Source organism: Nodularia chucula CCY0103, assembly GCF_963923915.1.
In the GTDB taxonomy this organism is placed as follows: domain Bacteria; phylum Cyanobacteriota; class Cyanobacteriia; order Cyanobacteriales; family Nostocaceae; genus Nodularia; species Nodularia chucula.
Genome location: NZ_CAWUOL010000016.1, coordinates 28,988 through 46,201, shown reverse-complemented (window position 1 = coordinate 46,201; position 17,214 = coordinate 28,988). Strand labels below are relative to the sequence as shown.

General features: G+C 44.3%; 14 protein-coding genes. 4 read left to right on the top strand and 10 right to left on the bottom strand.

The window, feature by feature from the left end; translation table 11 throughout:
• Nucleotides 1-91: 91 nt before the first annotated feature.
• The 3 genes from ACM0OP_RS07220 to ACM0OP_RS07210 form a co-directional block, all read right to left on the bottom strand.
• Entirely contained in the window at nucleotides 92-1,381 is a 1,290-nt protein-coding gene (locus tag ACM0OP_RS07220) for a Glu/Leu/Phe/Val family dehydrogenase (protein WP_414527718.1), read from the bottom strand.
• A 156-nt stretch (nucleotides 1,382-1,537) separates the two neighbouring features.
• Nucleotides 1,538-3,016, bottom strand: coding sequence for a carotenoid oxygenase family protein (locus ACM0OP_RS07215; protein ID WP_414527717.1), 1,479 nt, complete (start codon nucleotides 3,014-3,016; stop codon nucleotides 1,538-1,540).
• A 138-nt stretch (nucleotides 3,017-3,154) separates the two neighbouring features.
• Nucleotides 3,155-4,552, bottom strand: coding sequence for a folate/biopterin family MFS transporter (locus ACM0OP_RS07210; RefSeq protein ID WP_414527716.1), 1,398 nt, complete (start codon nucleotides 4,550-4,552; stop codon nucleotides 3,155-3,157).
• Between the two features lie 338 nt (nucleotides 4,553-4,890).
• Between ACM0OP_RS07210 and ACM0OP_RS07205 the strand changes: the two genes are divergently transcribed.
• Nucleotides 4,891-5,202, top strand: coding sequence for a nucleotidyltransferase family protein (locus ACM0OP_RS07205; protein WP_414527715.1), 312 nt, complete (start codon nucleotides 4,891-4,893; stop codon nucleotides 5,200-5,202).
• 149 nt (nucleotides 5,203-5,351) lie between these two features.
• On the top strand, nucleotides 5,352-5,504 hold the full coding sequence (locus ACM0OP_RS07200) for a DUF86 domain-containing protein (protein WP_414527743.1): 153 nt from the start codon (nucleotides 5,352-5,354) through the stop codon (nucleotides 5,502-5,504).
• Here ACM0OP_RS07200 and ACM0OP_RS07195 read toward each other — a convergent pair whose 3' ends face one another.
• From ACM0OP_RS07195 to ACM0OP_RS07185, 3 genes are all read right to left on the bottom strand, one after another.
• Complete coding sequence (locus ACM0OP_RS07195; RefSeq protein ID WP_414527714.1) at nucleotides 5,505-6,662, bottom strand: beta-ketoacyl-ACP synthase; 1,158 nt, start codon at nucleotides 6,660-6,662, stop codon at nucleotides 5,505-5,507.
• Nucleotides 6,663-6,831: 169 nt separating this feature from the next.
• Nucleotides 6,832-7,596 carry a peptidylprolyl isomerase gene (locus ACM0OP_RS07190; RefSeq protein WP_414527713.1) on the bottom strand — a complete coding sequence of 255 codons (765 nt, stop codon included), beginning with the start codon at nucleotides 7,594-7,596 and terminating at the stop codon, nucleotides 6,832-6,834.
• A 242-nt stretch (nucleotides 7,597-7,838) separates the two neighbouring features.
• Nucleotides 7,839-8,435, bottom strand: coding sequence for a photosystem I assembly protein Ycf4 (locus ACM0OP_RS07185; RefSeq protein WP_414527742.1), 597 nt, complete (start codon nucleotides 8,433-8,435; stop codon nucleotides 7,839-7,841).
• Between the two features lie 445 nt (nucleotides 8,436-8,880).
• On the opposite strand from ACM0OP_RS07185, the gene psbD reads away from it, so the two are divergent.
• Together psbD and psbC are read left to right on the top strand one after the other, a co-directional pair.
• Complete coding sequence (gene psbD, locus ACM0OP_RS07180) at nucleotides 8,881-9,936, top strand: photosystem II D2 protein (photosystem q(a) protein) (RefSeq protein WP_414527585.1); 1,056 nt, start codon at nucleotides 8,881-8,883, stop codon at nucleotides 9,934-9,936.
• The gene (gene psbC / locus ACM0OP_RS07175; protein ID WP_414527712.1) at nucleotides 9,920-11,308 is read left to right on the top strand and encodes a photosystem II reaction center protein CP43; all 1,389 of its coding nucleotides are present in this window, start codon (nucleotides 9,920-9,922) and stop codon (nucleotides 11,306-11,308) included. Before psbD ends, psbC begins: the two co-directional genes overlap by 17 nt.
• Nucleotides 11,309-11,623: 315 nt before the next feature.
• Here psbC and ACM0OP_RS07170 read toward each other — a convergent pair whose 3' ends face one another.
• The 4 genes from ACM0OP_RS07170 to ACM0OP_RS07155 all read right to left on the bottom strand — a co-directional run bounded on the left by ACM0OP_RS07170 (nucleotide 11,624) and on the right by ACM0OP_RS07155 (nucleotide 16,158).
• Nucleotides 11,624-12,166 carry a shikimate kinase gene (locus ACM0OP_RS07170; RefSeq protein ID WP_414527711.1) on the bottom strand — a complete coding sequence of 181 codons (543 nt, stop codon included), beginning with the start codon at nucleotides 12,164-12,166 and terminating at the stop codon, nucleotides 11,624-11,626.
• Between the two features lie 144 nt (nucleotides 12,167-12,310).
• Nucleotides 12,311-13,015 carry a LapA family protein gene (locus tag ACM0OP_RS07165; RefSeq protein ID WP_414527710.1) on the bottom strand — a complete coding sequence of 235 codons (705 nt, stop codon included), beginning with the start codon at nucleotides 13,013-13,015 and terminating at the stop codon, nucleotides 12,311-12,313.
• A gap of 165 nt (nucleotides 13,016-13,180) precedes the next feature.
• Nucleotides 13,181-13,801: a flavin prenyltransferase UbiX gene (locus tag ACM0OP_RS07160; protein WP_414527709.1), complete on the bottom strand. Its 621-nt coding sequence runs from the start codon at nucleotides 13,799-13,801 to the stop codon at nucleotides 13,181-13,183.
• A gap of 17 nt (nucleotides 13,802-13,818) precedes the next feature.
• Nucleotides 13,819-16,158 (bottom strand): ribonuclease R family protein, encoded by a 2,340-nt coding sequence (locus ACM0OP_RS07155; RefSeq protein ID WP_414527708.1) that lies wholly within the window; start codon nucleotides 16,156-16,158, stop codon nucleotides 13,819-13,821.
• Nucleotides 16,159-17,214: the final 1,056 nt, after the last annotated feature.

Sequence of the window (17,214 nt, the reverse complement as noted above, 5' to 3'; positions counted from 1 at the left end):
CTTTCTTCGTACCTTTGCGCCTTTGCGTGGTACATCATAGCCCCTCCTCGCTTGCGGGGAGGGGCTAGGGGTGGGGTTCTTGTATCTCACTTCAAGGATAAAGACCTCTATCAGCAAGCGCCTGTGCAACTCTACCCACACCCAAGGTATAAGCTGCTAAACGTAGAGGAATTTGCCTAATCTTTGACTGCTGAATCACGTGTTGATAGGCTTGCACCATTAACTTTTCCATTTCATGATTCACACGTTCCTCATCCCAAAACAGATAAGAAAGACCCTGCACCCATTCCAAATAACTAACAACAACACCCCCAGCATTAGCTAAAATATCTGGTAGCACGGTTACACCATGCGCTTCTAGAAATTGATTAGCTTCCAAAGTCACTGGACCATTAGCAGCTTCTGCGACAATGTGCGCTTGTACCAGATTCACATTTTCTTTGGTAATTTGATTCTCCAAAGCTGCTGGAATCAAAACATCGCAATCTAAAGTTAGTAAATCTGCATTGCTAATGGGTGTTGTTTGCGGAAAACCTGCAATACTTTTATTATTTTCGGCAGCGTAGGCTTTTAATGCTGGAATATCAAGACCATCTGGGGAATAAATACCCCCTGAACCTGTGGAGACAGCTAAAATCTTCGCTCCTGCTTCGTGTAATAATTCTGCTGCTGCACCTCCGACATTACCGAAACCTTGAATCACTACTCGCACTCCTGCAAGGGATTTACCTTGGGTGGCTAATGCCTCACGGACAATAATCATGACACCTCTGCCAGTGGCCATTTCTCTTCCCAAGGAACCACCAATAGAAAGGGGTTTACCAGTAACTACTCCGGGGACAGAATGACCAACGTTGACAGAATAAGTATCCATCATCCAAGCCATCTCACGGGCGGAAGTACCCATATCTGGGGCGGGTATATCTACAGAGGGACCAATATCTTTAATTAATTCGCTGATATAGCGGCGACTGATTCTTTCTAATTCTCCCACACTATAACTTTTGGGATTTATGGCTATCCCTCCCTTCGCACCGCCATAGGGTATACCCAATAACGCACATTTCCATGTCATCAACATGGCTAAGGCGGAAACTTCCCGCAATGTCACAGCCGGATGGTAACGAATCCCACCTTTATAGGGGCCTAAAATATCCGAGTGTTGTACCCGATGTCCGGCTAGAACTTGGATTTCACCATTATCTAGTTTCACGGGTATGGAAACTGTGACTACTTTGCGGGGATTACTGAGAATTGCCAATACACCTTGATCTAGCTTTAATTCTTTACCTGCTGCGTCTAAGTAACTACAAGCTTGATCAAATGGGCAAATGTGCGCTGGAGTAGCAGCTTCAAACGGTAAGGGAGATGTGAAAACCATAAAATCTTCTCCTAGTCGCGGTATCTTCGCGTACTGGATATGTATGAGATGATCTTATCCTAGACTGGAGAAAAAATGGTGATTTTGTAGTTTTTGTTACAATTTAATTTGTTAACGCAGAGGGGCGCGGAGGGAAGCGCAAAGGTTCGCGGAGTCTTAGATTTCGTTGGTGAAGTTGCCATGTAGTCCATAGGGAATATGATGTTTGAGATGCAGTCTGGCTACTGTACCTTTATTGAAGTTATTGGCATCTAAGATTACTAAGTCTGACCGATTATCTGTAGCATCATATACTAAGGCTAAGACCCAGCCATCATCTTCTTTTTGTGCATCTGGGCGGGGGACAAATATCGGCTCACCGATGAAACCACGGGGCGCAGCGCTCCAAAGTTGTCTTTCTCCAGATTTTAAATCGATTTTTAGTAATGCTTGCAGGGGAGCGTTACCTGTTTCCCCATGCGCTGCACCTATGTATAAATATTGGTAATCTCTTCCAACAAGCTCAGGATTTATACTGGGAAATTCACAACAGCGATTCTCAATCATTTTTTGGCAAACTTTCCCATTCTCAAGATTAATATGGAAGCGCCACAGTTGACCAGGTGATATTGCTTCAAAATTAACTTGGCGAAAGTCGCTGGCTGGTTCTACTTCTGGGAGTGTTTCGTAACAAATGGAGTCAATGACAATTTCATTATCTACTTCAAAAGCATTTGCGTGGTGAAATACAAAGCCTGACTGAGTTTCGAGAATTTTTACCCCTGCTTGAGTGTGACGGGGAATCACTATAATTTGAGTGGGTTGATTTGGCTGAAATTTGATACATTCTCCAGCCGCACGTATTCCCAAGGCTAAGGGTATGGGGTTAAAGGTGACGGGATTTTGAAAGAAAATACAGTAATTGGGAGTAATGACAAAATCGTGAATGAAACAGAAACCCGGAACACTATGAGCGTGTTTTCTGACAACTTTGCCGTCTGGGTTGAGTTCAAATATCGTAATTGTGGTGGATAGTCCGGGTTTAATGGAGAAATTTACTAGACAAGGTGCGCCACCGTCTTGGTTACAACTAGGGTCAAAGCGGGGATGGGCGCTGAAAGCTTCACCTGTTGAGAGTACACCATCGAAATATTCTTTACCTAAAGTTTCTAATGTCTGGGGGTCAAGTTGATGGGGTTCTGCTGCTTCCCAGAGTGCTAAAAGTTTACCACCCCAATAGATAACGTTAGTATTGGCAATATTTTTAATTTTGAAGTCGAAAATATTCGCTAACCAACCGCCGGGTTTTTGCGTACCAAAGACACCTCTGTACAAGATTTTTCCCGCTTGTTGTTCTGCTAAATAGCCTTCTGTGCGGACAAAGCGGTTACGGAAATGGGCGCGACCATTCGCAAAGCTGATGCGGCTAATCATTCCATCGCCATCAAAGGGGTGATGAATCGATTGTCCATTGATATCGAGTAAACCGGGACCATTTCTAAATAATGTCCCTTGTAGTTCTGGGGGAATTTGTCCTTCTACATCATCAATCCAATAGTCATATTCTTGGGTCAGGGATTTATATCCTCCTTGCCAATCTTCACGAGTATAGGATTTTTCGGGACTTAAATTTTCTTCTGTTTTTAAGGTTTGCATCTGTTGTTAAATTTGATGGAAAATATGGATTAGGTCACGCACCAGCGTAGCGTTCGCGTAGCTTGCTGTAAGCTCTAGCACGAAGTGCGTTAGGCGCAGAGACGCAAAGGTAAGAAGGAAAATTAAGGTGCTTATTAATTAGGGTAATAAGTTGGTTAACAATGCTTCCTCTCCATTAGTTATCGCAGCTGGTTGTAATGTTGGTAAATCGGCTTGCGGGTCGTTAGCAGGTAACCAACGAATGAAGGGTAATGGTAATAGTGTGCTGAGGTTTGTGATAATCACTAATAGCCACAGTAGTTCAAAGTTCGTTTCGGTGATACCTAGCCAGTGCATGATGATGGCTCCAAATTCGTATGAAACCATATTTGCTAAGTTAGAAACTGACATGAGTACAGCAAATAATGTGGCTTCTACTCCTGGTGGACATAATCTTGCTGCTAAGACTAATACTGGCATATAGGCGATTTGTCCCATAACTGTGAGGATAAGGCTATCTCCTAAACTAAACCAGTGGTCATCTATACCTAATGTTCGGTTGGTATGAGTCACTAGCAGCAGCATTGTCATTCCCAAGACTGAGGAAAGCACTGTACTCCAAGCAAAAATGGTGCGGAATGACACACTTTTGAGGAAGCGTTGAAAAATCCAAATACCAATTAAGGATGCACCACTTGTTACCAGTCTTACCCGTCCTAAAAATTCCGGTTGAAAATGTAGTTCGTTGGTGCTGAAGAAGAAGAAGGCTGCATCAGCTGTGGGGGTGGCTAACCAGACAAATACAAAGGCTGTGGGTAGCCAAATGGCTTTTTGGGTGACTGCTTGGCGGAGTTGTTTGAGTTGATGTTTGGTGCTGAGAGGATTATTGCTGTGATTGTCTTGAGTATTTTTTCTAATTGGGGTTTCAGCGATTAACCAAGCTACTGCGGAAACGATGAGGGGAAATGAAGCGGTAATCCAAAATACGGTGCGAGTGGTGAAATGTTCTAATAGCATTCCGCTAAAGTACGCTGTGAGTAAACCCCCCAATGCGGAAGCACCCCAACATAAGGATTGTAATGAACCAGCAGATGCTTGTGATTCTACTCTGGCTCTTTCCACAACTAATGAGTCAACTATGACATCACTGACTGCGACGGAAAGAGAACCAAGGGCGATCGCCAATGTCGCTGCCCAGCTACTATGAACTATGGTGGCTAAACATACCCAAGAAATCGCTCCTAATAACCCAGAGAGGATTAAATAGGGACGGCGACGGTAGCCAAATATAGGTAAGCCATCGGAAATAAAGCCAAACACTGGTTTGATTATCCAAGGTAAAGCGACAATTCCCAATAGTGCGGACACTTGAGCCGGACTCAGTAGCAATTCATCTTTGAGAAAAAAGCTGACAGCTAGACGCGCCAACCCTAAAATTCCTTGGACAAAGTAAACGGTAAGAATAGCAATTAACTCGGCGCTGGGTTCATGACCGAAGAAAATTTTCTCTTTTACTAAGTCTTTGACTTTGGTCAAGCCAGGGAGGTCAATCAGCATTTGATAAATATTTTTGAAGTTTTATTTACTTTTCTATCATATCTGTTTCTCAGAATCTCTGGTTATCTAGTAACTAGGCTCATATCTTGCACCAGGCGACTAGAAGTCGCGGCTACACAAGCGAAACCCACCTACGTGGGTTAACAACAATCAGCAATATTCCAATTGCTAGAGCTAGGTGCTTGCTTTACTCATGAGAAATTTGGCACAATAAAGCTCAATTCCCCACCGCCAAGTCAAAAATCATGCCTACGACTGGTACAATCCTCAAAAACAAGAAGACTCAACAATCAACCTCCACACTGATAACTGATAACTGATAACTGATAACTAAATATATGGCAGAAAATGAAAAAACAGCCTTAAAACAATTACTCTACGAAAAACGAGAAGAAATTCTGAGAATTGCGAGTCAACATGGAGCTTATAATTTGCGCGTTTTTGGTAGTGTAGCAAGAGGCGAAGAAACAGACGCAAGTGATATTGATTTTTTAGTTGATTACGATTTAGATAAAATCTCTCCTTGGTTTCCCGGTGGTTTAATTTCAGATTTAGAAAATCTCTTGAATCGTAAAGTTGATGTTGTTACACCTAAATCATTACATTATCTAATTCGAGATAATGTTTTTCATGAGGCTGTATATATTTGACGGTAAAGAAATATTTTATCAAGATATAAATAAAAACCCAAGATGCGGTGTTAAGGAATCTTCAAATAATGTGTGAGTCTGTACAAAAACTCCCACCAGATTGGAAAAATCAATAACTCCCACCAGATTGGAAAAATCAATACCCGGAAATCGAATGGAATAACATTGCTGGATTTCGGAATAGATTAACTCATGAATATTTGAATGTAGACCTTGATATTATTTGGAGTGTGATTAAAAATCATTTACCAGATTTAGAAATAATAGTTGAAGCAATGGCACAAAAGTTTTGGAATATTTAACTAAAATTTACTCAAGGCGATCGCAGCATTTTGACCCCCAAAACCAAAGCTGAAACACAACACTCTCTGCACTTCACTTTCACACGCCGCCATTACCAGATTTAAATCAAATTCCGGTGTTTGTAATCCTACGCAAGGTGGTAATATTTTTTGCTGCATGGCTAAAAGCGAAAATGCCACACCTAAAGCTCCCGATGCTCCTAATGTATGACCTGTAGCCCCTTTGGTAGAACTTATTGCAACTTTTTGGGGAAATATATTCTGTATAATTTTACTCTCTACTCTGTCATTGAGGAGAGTGGCTGTACCATGAGCGTGAATGTAATCAATATCAGCTGGGGTAAGGGAACTGCGTTTTAAACATTGCTGAATCGCTGCGATCGCACTTTTCCCATTTGGTTCTGGAACGTTAGCATGATATGCGTCTGCTGTCAAGCCAAAGCCAAGAATCTTACCATAAATTTTAGCTTGGCGCTGCTGTGCTAATTCTGCTGATTCCAAGACAAATACCGCCGCACCTTCACCTAATACTAAGCCTTCTCGGTGCAAATCAAAAGGATAAGCCCCTGTTTTTGCCAAAGCTCCCATTTGTTGAAACCCTGTCAAGGTGAGGGGTGTAATGGGGGCTTCTACAGCACCGGCGATCGCACGTTGACATTGCCCAGTTTCGATTAATAAAGCCGCTTGAGCGATCGCCCAAATACCAGTAGCACAGGCAGCCATCGGTGCTAAAACTATACCAGATGCCCCAATTTGTCGAGCAGATGCGATCGCATTAGTATGAGGTAAAAAATCTAACCAATTCTCTAAGACTACATCCCCATTACTTAAAGCCGTTTCGGGGGTATGATTTCCATACATTTGCCGCGCCAGTGATTCCCAAGCACCTTGATGACTGCGACTTGATCCCATCACCACAGCACAATCAGGTAAAGGTGAAACTAACCCAGCGTCTGTTAATGCAGCAGCCACAACCATCTGAGTTAAACTTTTTAATTCAGTAGGTTGGCTACCAATCAACCCCAGAGGATATGCTTGCAGTTCTGCAAATGGTTGATAAAACTGAATACCAGATTTACCTGCTATTAAATTTTGCCAGCTATCCTCTAAGTTTGTGCCTAAAGCTGAGACTAAACCGATACCAGTGATAACAACCATGTAGGGACTGGGGATTGGGGACTGGGGACTGGGTATCGGGGATTCGGTACTGGGGACACTTCGACAAGCTCAGTGCATCGCTGGGTATTGGGGACTAGGAACTTTCCCCCTGCTCCCTGCTCCCTGCTCCCCTACCTCTTCTCCCCCTGCACCCTGCCCCCTGCCTCTTCTACTCAGGTGTTTTTAGATTTTCAGCGCCTTGAGTCACTGTAGCCGATTCAATGCGATCGCCTTGCTGAATTTTATTCACAATATCAAAGCCTTCGGTAACATTACCGAACACAGCGTAGCTCCCATCAAGGAAAGCTAAATCTGCCAGAGTAAAGTAAAACTGTGACGATGCTGAATCTGGCATTTGCGATCGCGCCATAGCTACTGCACCCATTTTGTGTTGTAACTGGGGTGGCTGAGACACACGAGCAGATTCTAAAGTCTTGCCATAAATTGGGCTGTCTGCACCTTGGGGCGTAATTTCTAAAGGTATACGGCGTTCAGTACCAATTGCAGGATCAACGTAACCACCAGTTCCCAGTCTATTGGTAGGAAATTTGGGGTCTTTGCTTTGAGGATCGCCCCCTTGAACTACAAAAGGTTCTGGTTCACGAACAACGCGATGGAAAACTAAACCATCGTACACACCTTTTTCCACTAAATCCACGAAATTACCAGCTGTAATTGGGGCATTAGTACCGTCTACCTCGATGGTAATCGGCGAACCGTTCACCGTCATCACCACAGTAGCCTTACCTTCGAGACGGGGTAAATCTTTCATTCCAGGAACACTCTCATTTATAGTTTCAGATACAGAAGTTGTCGTATTTGGCTCACCTGGTGTCGAGGTGGAAGAAGTAACATTCTCTGTCGAACATCCTCCCAACGTCAAAACACCGATTACCAAAAATACAACCAGAAATTTTGAAAATTTTAAGCGCATAGTCAGTTACTAATTTAAGCAGAGTATCTTATCTTTTTAGGGAACTGGGGACTGGGAACTGGGGACTGGGTATTGGGTATTGGGTATTGGGTATTGGGTATTGGGTATTAGGAATTTTTCCCCCTGCACCCCTACCCTTCGGGATGCTACGCAAACGACTGCGCTCAGGGCAAGCCTGCACCCTGCTCCCCGGCCTTTTTCCCCCTGCACCCTGCTCCCTTGCCTCTTCCCCCCCTACCTGATCAAAGTCCTTCCAGGGGTACTTTGAGAAAGCGGGCTAATTCTGCCCCTGTAGTTTCTAAATCTGCTAAAGATAAGGGTTGACCTACCCTTGTTAACGGGATGTCTCGGCGACCCTTGACCCGTAGGTAAAGAGCGCGACGGGGATTAAGTCCTTCTTTGATGTCGATTCTGACAGACTGGACATCTTGAATATAGCTGTCAATTTCAATGCGACGATTTTTGCCGGGGAATCCCCAACGAAAGATTTTGATCCCACCAGTTTCCTGATTGAAATCGTTGTAGCCGCCGCCGACATCCCATAAAATAACTAGCCATAGATATAAGGCTAAAAGTAAGCCGGCAGAGCCGTATAACCCCATAACTAGCCCTTGGGGTACGAATATTAGTTGAGTTGGATCGGTAACTAGGAGTAAATTTACTTGTAAGTAACTAGATATCCCAGCTAAAAAGAAGCCTGTGGCTCCCAATGTCACAATAGTTGCCCACCAGTAGTTACTAAACCGACGAGAACCCAGAACATTTTGATGCAGGATACTGGAAGGTTTGCGATCGCCATTAGGCGAATCATCTTTGTTAATTGTTGTTGATGCCGTCATTGAACTACCTTGGCCTGTGAGTCCTTCGCTATTCAAGTCTGCCATTTCCGGAGCTTTTCTTGCAAGGTGAAAAGATAGACTTTTGAGATTTCTGAGAAAACTTATGTCAGATTGTTAAAATTCTGATATCTATAATAAGTAATAGGCTTTGTGTTTAATAGTCAATTTACTCAAGTCCATTGGGCGAAAACCCCAACTAATGTGATAAGTTAAGAATCATTAAGCTACCACAAGCTAGATAATTAGCCAATGGTAGGTCTAATGAGATTAGCCTGAGAAAATCCGTTCATCAAGACGGTAAGCTCTCAGATTCTCAGATGCTTTCAGGCTGCTGAGACTCTCAAAAAAACGTTAATTCCTCGTTGCAGTCGCGTAAAGTCGGAAAAATTGCCGATAGCGTTGCTTCAAAAACGTTGCAATTTTAGTAAAAGAGGATTTTATTTTCATGACCATCGCAGTTGGACGCGCCCCCAGTAGAGGGTGGTTTGACGTATTAGACGACTGGTTAAAACGCGATCGCTTCGTATTCGTAGGCTGGTCAGGGATATTATTATTCCCCTGCGCCTACCTAGCACTAGGCGGTTGGTTAACCGGTACAACATTCGTCACCTCCTGGTACACCCACGGATTAGCATCATCATATTTAGAAGGAGCTAACTTCTTAACAGTTGCAGTTTCTTCACCAGCAGACAGCATGGGACACTCCCTGTTGTTACTGTGGGGACCAGAAGCTCAAGGCGACCTCACCCGTTGGTTTCAACTAGGTGGATTGTGGCCATTTGTCGCCCTGCATGGAGCCTTTGCATTAATCGGCTTCATGCTGCGTCAATTTGAAATCGCCCGTTTAGTAGGCATTCGTCCTTACAACGCCCTCGCCTTCTCAGCACCCATCGCGGTATTCGTCAGCGTATTTTTGATGTACCCCTTGGGACAATCTAGCTGGTTCTTTGCACCCAGCTTTGGCGTAGCTGCAATCTTCCGTTTTCTGTTATTCCTCCAAGGATTCCACAACTGGACCCTTAACCCCTTCCACATGATGGGTGTAGCAGGTGTACTAGGTGGAGCGCTATTGTGTGCCATTCACGGAGCCACAGTAGAAAATACCTTATTTGAAGACGGTGAAGCATCCAACACCTTCCGCGCCTTCAACCCCACCCAAGCAGAAGAAACCTACTCAATGGTGACAGCAAACCGTTTCTGGTCACAGATTTTCGGGATTGCCTTCTCCAACAAACGTTGGTTACACTTCTTCATGCTATTCGTGCCAGTAACTGGTCTATGGATGGCATCCATTGGGATTGTCGGTTTAGCACTAAACCTGCGGGCTTATGACTTCGTTTCCCAAGAATTACGGGCAGCAGAAGACCCAGAGTTTGAAACTTTCTATACCAAAAACATTTTGCTGAACGAGGGTATCCGCGCTTGGATGGCTCCTAAAGATCAGCCGCATGAACAATTCGTATTCCCAGAGGAGGTTCTACCACGTGGTAACGCTCTCTAATAGACCTAATGTACTAGGTGGCGGACGTGACCAAGAATCCACAGGCTTTGCTTGGTGGTCTGGTAACGCTCGTTTAATTAACCTATCCGGTAAACTACTGGGCGCACACGTAGCCCATGCTGGTTTGATTGTATTCTGGGCTGGAGCCATGACTTTGTTTGAAGTCGCTCACTTCATTCCAGAAAAGCCCATGTACGAGCAAGGCTTGATCCTCCTACCTCACCTCGCCACCCTCGGATGGGGCGTGGGTTCTGGTGGTGAAGTTATCGATACCTTCCCCTACTTTGTGGTTGGTGTGCTGCACCTAATTTCCTCAGCTGTATTGGGTTTTGGCGGTATTTATCATGCTGTCCGTGGACCAGAAACCTTAGAAGAGTATTCCTCCTTCTTTGGCTATGACTGGAAAGACAAGAACAAAATGACCAACATCATCGGCTTCCACCTCATCATCCTGGGATGTGGTGCGTTGCTCTTGGTGCTGAAGGCAATGTTCTTTGGCGGTGTCTACGATACCTGGGCTCCAGGTGGCGGTGATGTTCGTGTGATTACTAACCCGACATTAAACCCTGCTGTAATCTTTGGTTATCTGATTAAGGCTCCCTTCGGTGGCGAAGGCTGGATTATCAGCGTCAATAACATGGAAGATATCATCGGTGGTCACATCTGGATTGCCCTGATGTGTATTTCTGGTGGTGTCTGGCACATCTTCACCAAGCCTTTCGCCTGGGCGCGTCGTGCGTTCATCTGGTCTGGTGAGGCTTACCTTTCCTACAGTTTAGGCGCTCTTTCCTTGATGGGCTTTATCGCCTCCGTCATGGTTTGGTTTAACAATACTGCTTATCCCAGCGAATTTTTTGGCCCTACTGCTTCAGAAGCTTCTCAAGCTCAAGCTTTGACCTTCTTGATTCGTGACCAACGCTTAGGTGCTAACGTTGGTTCTGCACAAGGCCCCACAGGTCTGGGTAAATACTTGATGCGCTCTCCTACCGGTGAAATTATCTTCGGTGGAGAAACCATGCGTTTCTGGGATTTCCAAGGACCTTGGTTAGAGCCTCTGCGTGGTCCTAACGGTCTTGACTTAGATAAAGTTAAGAACGACATTCAACCTTGGCAAGCTCGTCGCGCTGCTGAATACATGACCCACGCTCCTTTGGGTTCTTTGAACTCTGTGGGTGGAGTTGCTACTGAGATCAACTCCTTTAACTATGTATCTCCTCGCGCTTGGTTGGCTACCTCTCACTTCGTGTTAGGTTTCTTCTTCCTAATCGGTCACTTATGGCACGCAGGTCGCGCCCGCGCTGCTGCTGGTGGTTTTGAAAGAGGAATTAACCGCGAAACTGAGCCAGCCTTGTTCATGAATGATATTGACTAGGTTACAAGTTTTATTTGATCACTGACAATTAAATGCTTTACTTGCCCTTGTTTAACGACAGGGGCTTTTTTTAGATATAGCTGGGGAGTGGGGAGTGGGGAGTGTGGGGAGTGTGGGGAGTGTGGGGAGTGTGGGAAGTGTGGGAAGTGTGGGGAGTGTGGGGGGTGTGGGGGGTGTGGGGAGTGTGGGGGGTGTGGGGGGTGTGGGGAGTAAAAGCCTTTCGGTGTCTAACTTTTATGATCAGTTTATGTTTTAACGTGTATGCGTAGTGCTATGTTAAGTACCCAGGAGTTGGGCAGTAGCAATCCTTGATGTTTAATCAGGAGCTTTTGTTTTGAGAACGCTGGGAATTGTCTGTATGATTCTGTGGGCAATGTCTTCAGGTGTTTCTTCTGCTGTCACCGTGATTTTGAGATCAGCTTGAGAGTATAGTGGTATTCTTTCTTCTAGGAGCGATCGCAATTTGCCCTGGGGATCAGCATCTTGTAATAATGGTCTAGTGCTATCCTCTGCCAAGCGGGTATAAAGTAATTCCACTGGTACATCTAGCCACACAACTAAACCGTGGTGTAGATAGCCCCAATTTTCTCGCCGCAACACAATACCTCCACCTGTGGCTATAACCAACTGGGTATAAGCACAAACTTGTGCCAAGACATCGCTTTCTAACTGGCGAAAGGCGGTTTCACCTTCTTCAGCAAAAATATCATTGATGCTTCTTGCGGCTGATTGAGTAATGATACTATCAGTATCTAAAAATCTATAACTGAGATGGTTCGCTAATATTTTTCCTACGGTGGTTTTACCAGCGCCCATCATACCAATTAAATATAAATTAACTCCTTCTAATAAATTCATTCCCAATGGTTCCGCTCCAGTTAGTCATTAATAACAGAAAAATTTGTAGTCAAGGCTTTAGTTATAAAACCTGGAAACAGAGCGATAAATCGCTCACTACAAACCAAAATTTATCTTACAAGAGATGGGGCTGATAGTGGAAAATTAACTTGATTTAGGTGAGCTATCATCGTCCAAATCATCATCTTCAAAAAACTTCCAATCGTCCTCATCATCGCCGGAATTATCCACTTGATCATTAATTGGTGGTTCATAAGGAGGGATAATCACTCGATAATCAGCATCATAAACGGATTCAGTTTTGCCAACGGCGGTATTTTCAGGCTGACGATAGTTATAAGAATAAACGGAACCAGATTGAGAACTGCTTTGAGGTTCTTGTGGGCGTTCGTAGGTTTGAGAGTCTCTGACTGGAGGATTTGGAGGCGTTGGACGAGGTGCTTTTGGTTCTTCTTCATCAAAGTCCCAATCATCACTTTCACCCTCAGTATCCCAATCATCAAAGGTCTTACTGGGGGATTCTGGTTGACTACCTACGTTAGTAGGTCGCTGAGGGGATGGTGTAAATTCTTCCCTGGGTGTCCGTGGGCTACGGGGTGAAGTTTTGGTTGATTTATATGGTCTTTGCTGTTGTTCGCCAAAATAATTTGATACTTTCAGCAAGGTAGTAATCAGTAGGGATGTAATCGCACCAGCAGCAGCACTAAAAAAGATCCACGTTGCCAGTGGTAATGGTAAAGTCCTTGCACCCAAAAATACAAGTGAGAGGACAGGCGACCAGTTTTGAACTAACAAGAGTGTGAGCATCCCTAGTAATGCTATCGATAGAATTAAGCGAGTTAGAGCCATAGCAAGCCTCTTGGGGCAGGGGACAGAGGATAAAAATTAATTGTCTGGCAACAAAAGTCTGGTTTTAAACTTTATGTCTATGAGAAAAATTCTTTACAGGGTAGGTGAAAACCTTGCCTCTTATGGAGGGTGTAGTTTTCACTTGTGCCTGTTACCCGTTCCTGTTCATTTACTGCCTTCCCACCTCTGAATAGGAATACAGTCAATATCTAATTGATCTAAAGCACGGGCGACTACAAAATCAACTAGGTCTTCAATGGTTTGAGGATGATGATACCAAGCGGGAATGGCTGGTACAATTCTGACTCCAGTTTCTGCCAAAGTGGTTAAATTTCGCAGGTGAATCAAGCTAAATGGGGTTTCACGGGGAACGATGACTAGCTTTCGCCCTTCTTTCATCTGGACATCGGCAGCCCGTTCTAATAAGTCGGAACTTAAGCCACCTGCTAGTTTACCCACTGTACTCATGCTGCATGGCATGATGATCATTCCCAGGGTGCGAAAGGAACCACTAGCGATTCCTGCTCCCACATCACCCCAAGGATGACAGCGTAGTTTACCTCCAACAGCTACCCCGGCTTGTTCTCGCCAAAATTGCTCTTGGGCGGTTGGTTCAGATGGCATTCGAGTTTCCTGTTCGCTGGACCAAACCATGTAAGTTGATTTAGAGGCCACTAGTTCAATCTCATAGTCTGCGGCCAGCAGATATTTGAGGGCATGAACGGCGTAGATTAAACCAGATGCACCAGATATGCCTAATATAAGGGGTTTGGAGTTGTGTGACACGGGGCTACTGGTAAAGTTTATTCATCATCTGCATAGGTATCTAAATCGTTGGATAAGTAAATATCTGATGGGTCATTGTTTGCGGTATTGACACCCAAAGTTTTAGTGACAACATCACTGTTGACAGTGACTAAATCAATTTGTTGACGATAGTAATCGACACTTTTCACTTGTACAGCGACGCGATCGCCTAGTCTGTAAGAAGCTCGGTTTTTGCGCCCAAATAGTGCCTGTTGTCTGGCGCGGTATTCATACCAATCATCTTTGAGAGAACTGACGTGTACTAGTCCTTCTACTCGTAAAGGTACGGTGATATTTTCTCCTGATGTGGATTCTGCCCCTGGGACTTCAATTTCCACAAAGAAACCATAGGATTGTACCCCAGTGATTACACCCTGGAATACTTCACCAATGCGCTGTTTCATCAGTTGGGCTTTTTGCAGTCCGGCTAAGTCGGCTTCGGCTTCTTGGACTTCTTTTTCTCTGTCGTTAATCTGGATAATCACCCGATGCAAATCGCTTTGCAGTTCCTGTTGCAATTCTGGGGGTAGGACGTTCCAGTTAATTTCGTTGTGAGATGAGGAGTGGCGCAGGTTAACTCGCTCTTTTACACGGGTGTTGCGGCGATCGCGCCCATATTCCAGGAGTTTATAATACACTCTTTGCATCAGCAAATCTGGGTATCTTCTTAGAGGAGAAGTACAGTGAGTATATTCCTGGAGTGATAAGCCGAAGTGTGTGGCTTTAGTAGTGGTATACCCGGCTGGCTTGAGTGTGTCTTGCAACAGATAGGTGAGAACTTGCTCTGAGGGAGATTCCGCAAAAGCCCCGGTCAGGTGCTGATAATCTAAAGGTTGGAGTTCTACTTCCGGTTCTAGTGTCAGTTCTACACCTAAGTTTATGGCTAATTTCAGCATTTCCTGAACATCTTCAGTATCAGGTGTACCTTGGACTCGCCAAATAGCCGGAATACCCAAAGCACTGAGATGTTTAGCCATGAGTTCGTTAACTAATAGCACCAACTCTGTCAACAGCGATCGCACGGGTAAATCATTCACCAATACCGCTCCTAAAATCCCCTCATCATAGTAGGGGTTTTGGTTAGGTGGTAAATTTAACTGCAAGCTACCACGATTTAAGCGGGTCTGTTTCACTGCCTTACGCAATGTTTCCAGGTCTTGCAGAATTTCAATTACCTTAGCCGATTGCTCTTTTGATTCACCTGAGAGAATGGCTTCTGCTTCTGGGCGACTCAGTGCTGTATCGACATTGATAATACTCGGTTGAATTTCCCATTCCAAAGCCTCCCCAGACTCTGGATCAATAGCAATTAAGAAAGACAACGCTAGGCGATCGCTTCCGGGGACAAATGAACAGCGTTCTGCCACAGCTTCCGGTAACATTGGTAGCAATAAATTTCCCAAATATACCGACTTACCGCGCTTCACCGACTCTCTATCCAAAGGTTCATCAGGCTGGACATAATGGGCAACATCAGCAATATGAAACCCTAAAAGCCAATGTCCTTCTGAAGTTTTTTCTAAACTGAAAGCATTTTCAATAAATTTTGTTTCAAAATTTACACCCGCAATCGTCAAAGTAAATAAATTGCGTAAATCCAGTTTATCTTTCAGGTCTGCCTTCAGTAACCTTTTAGGTAACTTAGCTGCTGCGTCCAGCACAGAATCCGGAAAACTCCGCGATAAATCGTGCTTACAAGTGACCAAATCTATATCAGCCGCCGCCTCAGCATCGCTACCCAGGATTTGTACAACTCGACCCAAGGGGGGATATTGTGCTAACGGATAACGGAGAACTTCCACATGGGCGAGGTGGTCAATGGCTTCTTCTAACTTCATCCCATTGGTTTGGATTTTGAGTTCAAACAGCAGTCGATCATCTAAAGGTACAGCCCGAAAACCGCTTTCTACTGGCTTAATTCGTGCCAATAATGTGTGGTTAGAACGTTCCAGGATCAGCTTAACTTCTCCTTCGGGAGACCGACGACGACTACCTTCTTTCAGGACTCGTACCAAAACGCGATCGCCATTCCAAGCATTACTCAGATGGCTTTCACGAATATAAATATCCTCCGCCCCTTCCACATCTTGAATAGCAAAGCAAAAGCCCTTACTAGAACAACGCAGCTTGGCTTCAATTACCCCCTCTTCTGCCACACGGCGATATTTACCGCGTTCTTTTACCAGAATCCCGATTTTCTCCAGAACTTCCAAGGCAATGTGAAGTTTTTGTAAACTAATTTCATCCTCGCAACCCAGTTTCTTTTCCAAAACTTTACGAGCTACCAATTTATCATCAGTGAAATTGGCAAGGAGTGTAGCGATAGAAAATTCCATGCAGTGAACCGACCTTTGGTCAAAACATCATTTTTGATTTAATCTGCCCCTTTCCTGTATACCCTCTCCCTTGGCGCTAGCCTCTCCTTTTAGGAGAAGGGGAGACGCTGCGCGAACACGGCTTACTACAGTTACTAATGCTGCTACGCAAGAGTCAAAAGACCTGTTTATCTGCTGATTTTTCAGGTCATGGGGAAAGATTATCCTATAACCTAAACCCCTAGACCCTTTACTAGCAGACAAAGAGGAAAATTAAACATCTCTCCTTCCAGGGAGTGTGAGACAGGGGTGTTTCAGTTTCCATGAACAGTCAATTGTCTTTGCATCTGCCGAATTGTTTTCAGATAATCGGTCATTTCTGCTTAACTGCACTAGGTGGAAACGAATTACCTGGAGGCAGGGTTCCTGTTTCCAGGTAAGGAAGCCAGCCCACCCTTACGAACAGCCGCTTTGGATCTACGAACCTCGCACTGCAAAATCATCTGGTGAATTTCTCTGGTTACAAGCCCCTTCAACTAACCCAATCTAATACATTACACCTGATGGGAATTTAGCCACACTAGGTAAATACGCAACGAGTTTTTCAGCAGATGAGTTGGGATAACTCTTAACGTATACCACAAGCGCCACCAAGAGAAACCACTAGGGTTTGATTGTCTAGACTTTAGGTACTGTTACACCAGAAAAATCAGATGTGTAAGTAGGATAAACTGTCCGTAAACTTGATTTTACTATATGTAGAATCATTGACACTCCCCGCAATAAATTGACCATACCCCCATCCACTGTAGCCAGCCATTCCAACTACAGCTTTCAGACTGACTGATTTGGCAGTTCCATCAATTATTTTGTTCATAACTTCGGAACAGGACTTACGCTAAAATTGCTAAAGAGCTTAATTTATATTGCACTCAAAAGGTGTCCACTTAGAAGTACTCAACCAACAGCTACTGCTACAATCGGGACACAAATGAGTGCTGAGTGCTTAATCCTGAGTCCTAAATTAGAAAAAAACTTTCATAGCAACCGCCAAGGAAGTTAAGAAACAAACAGATA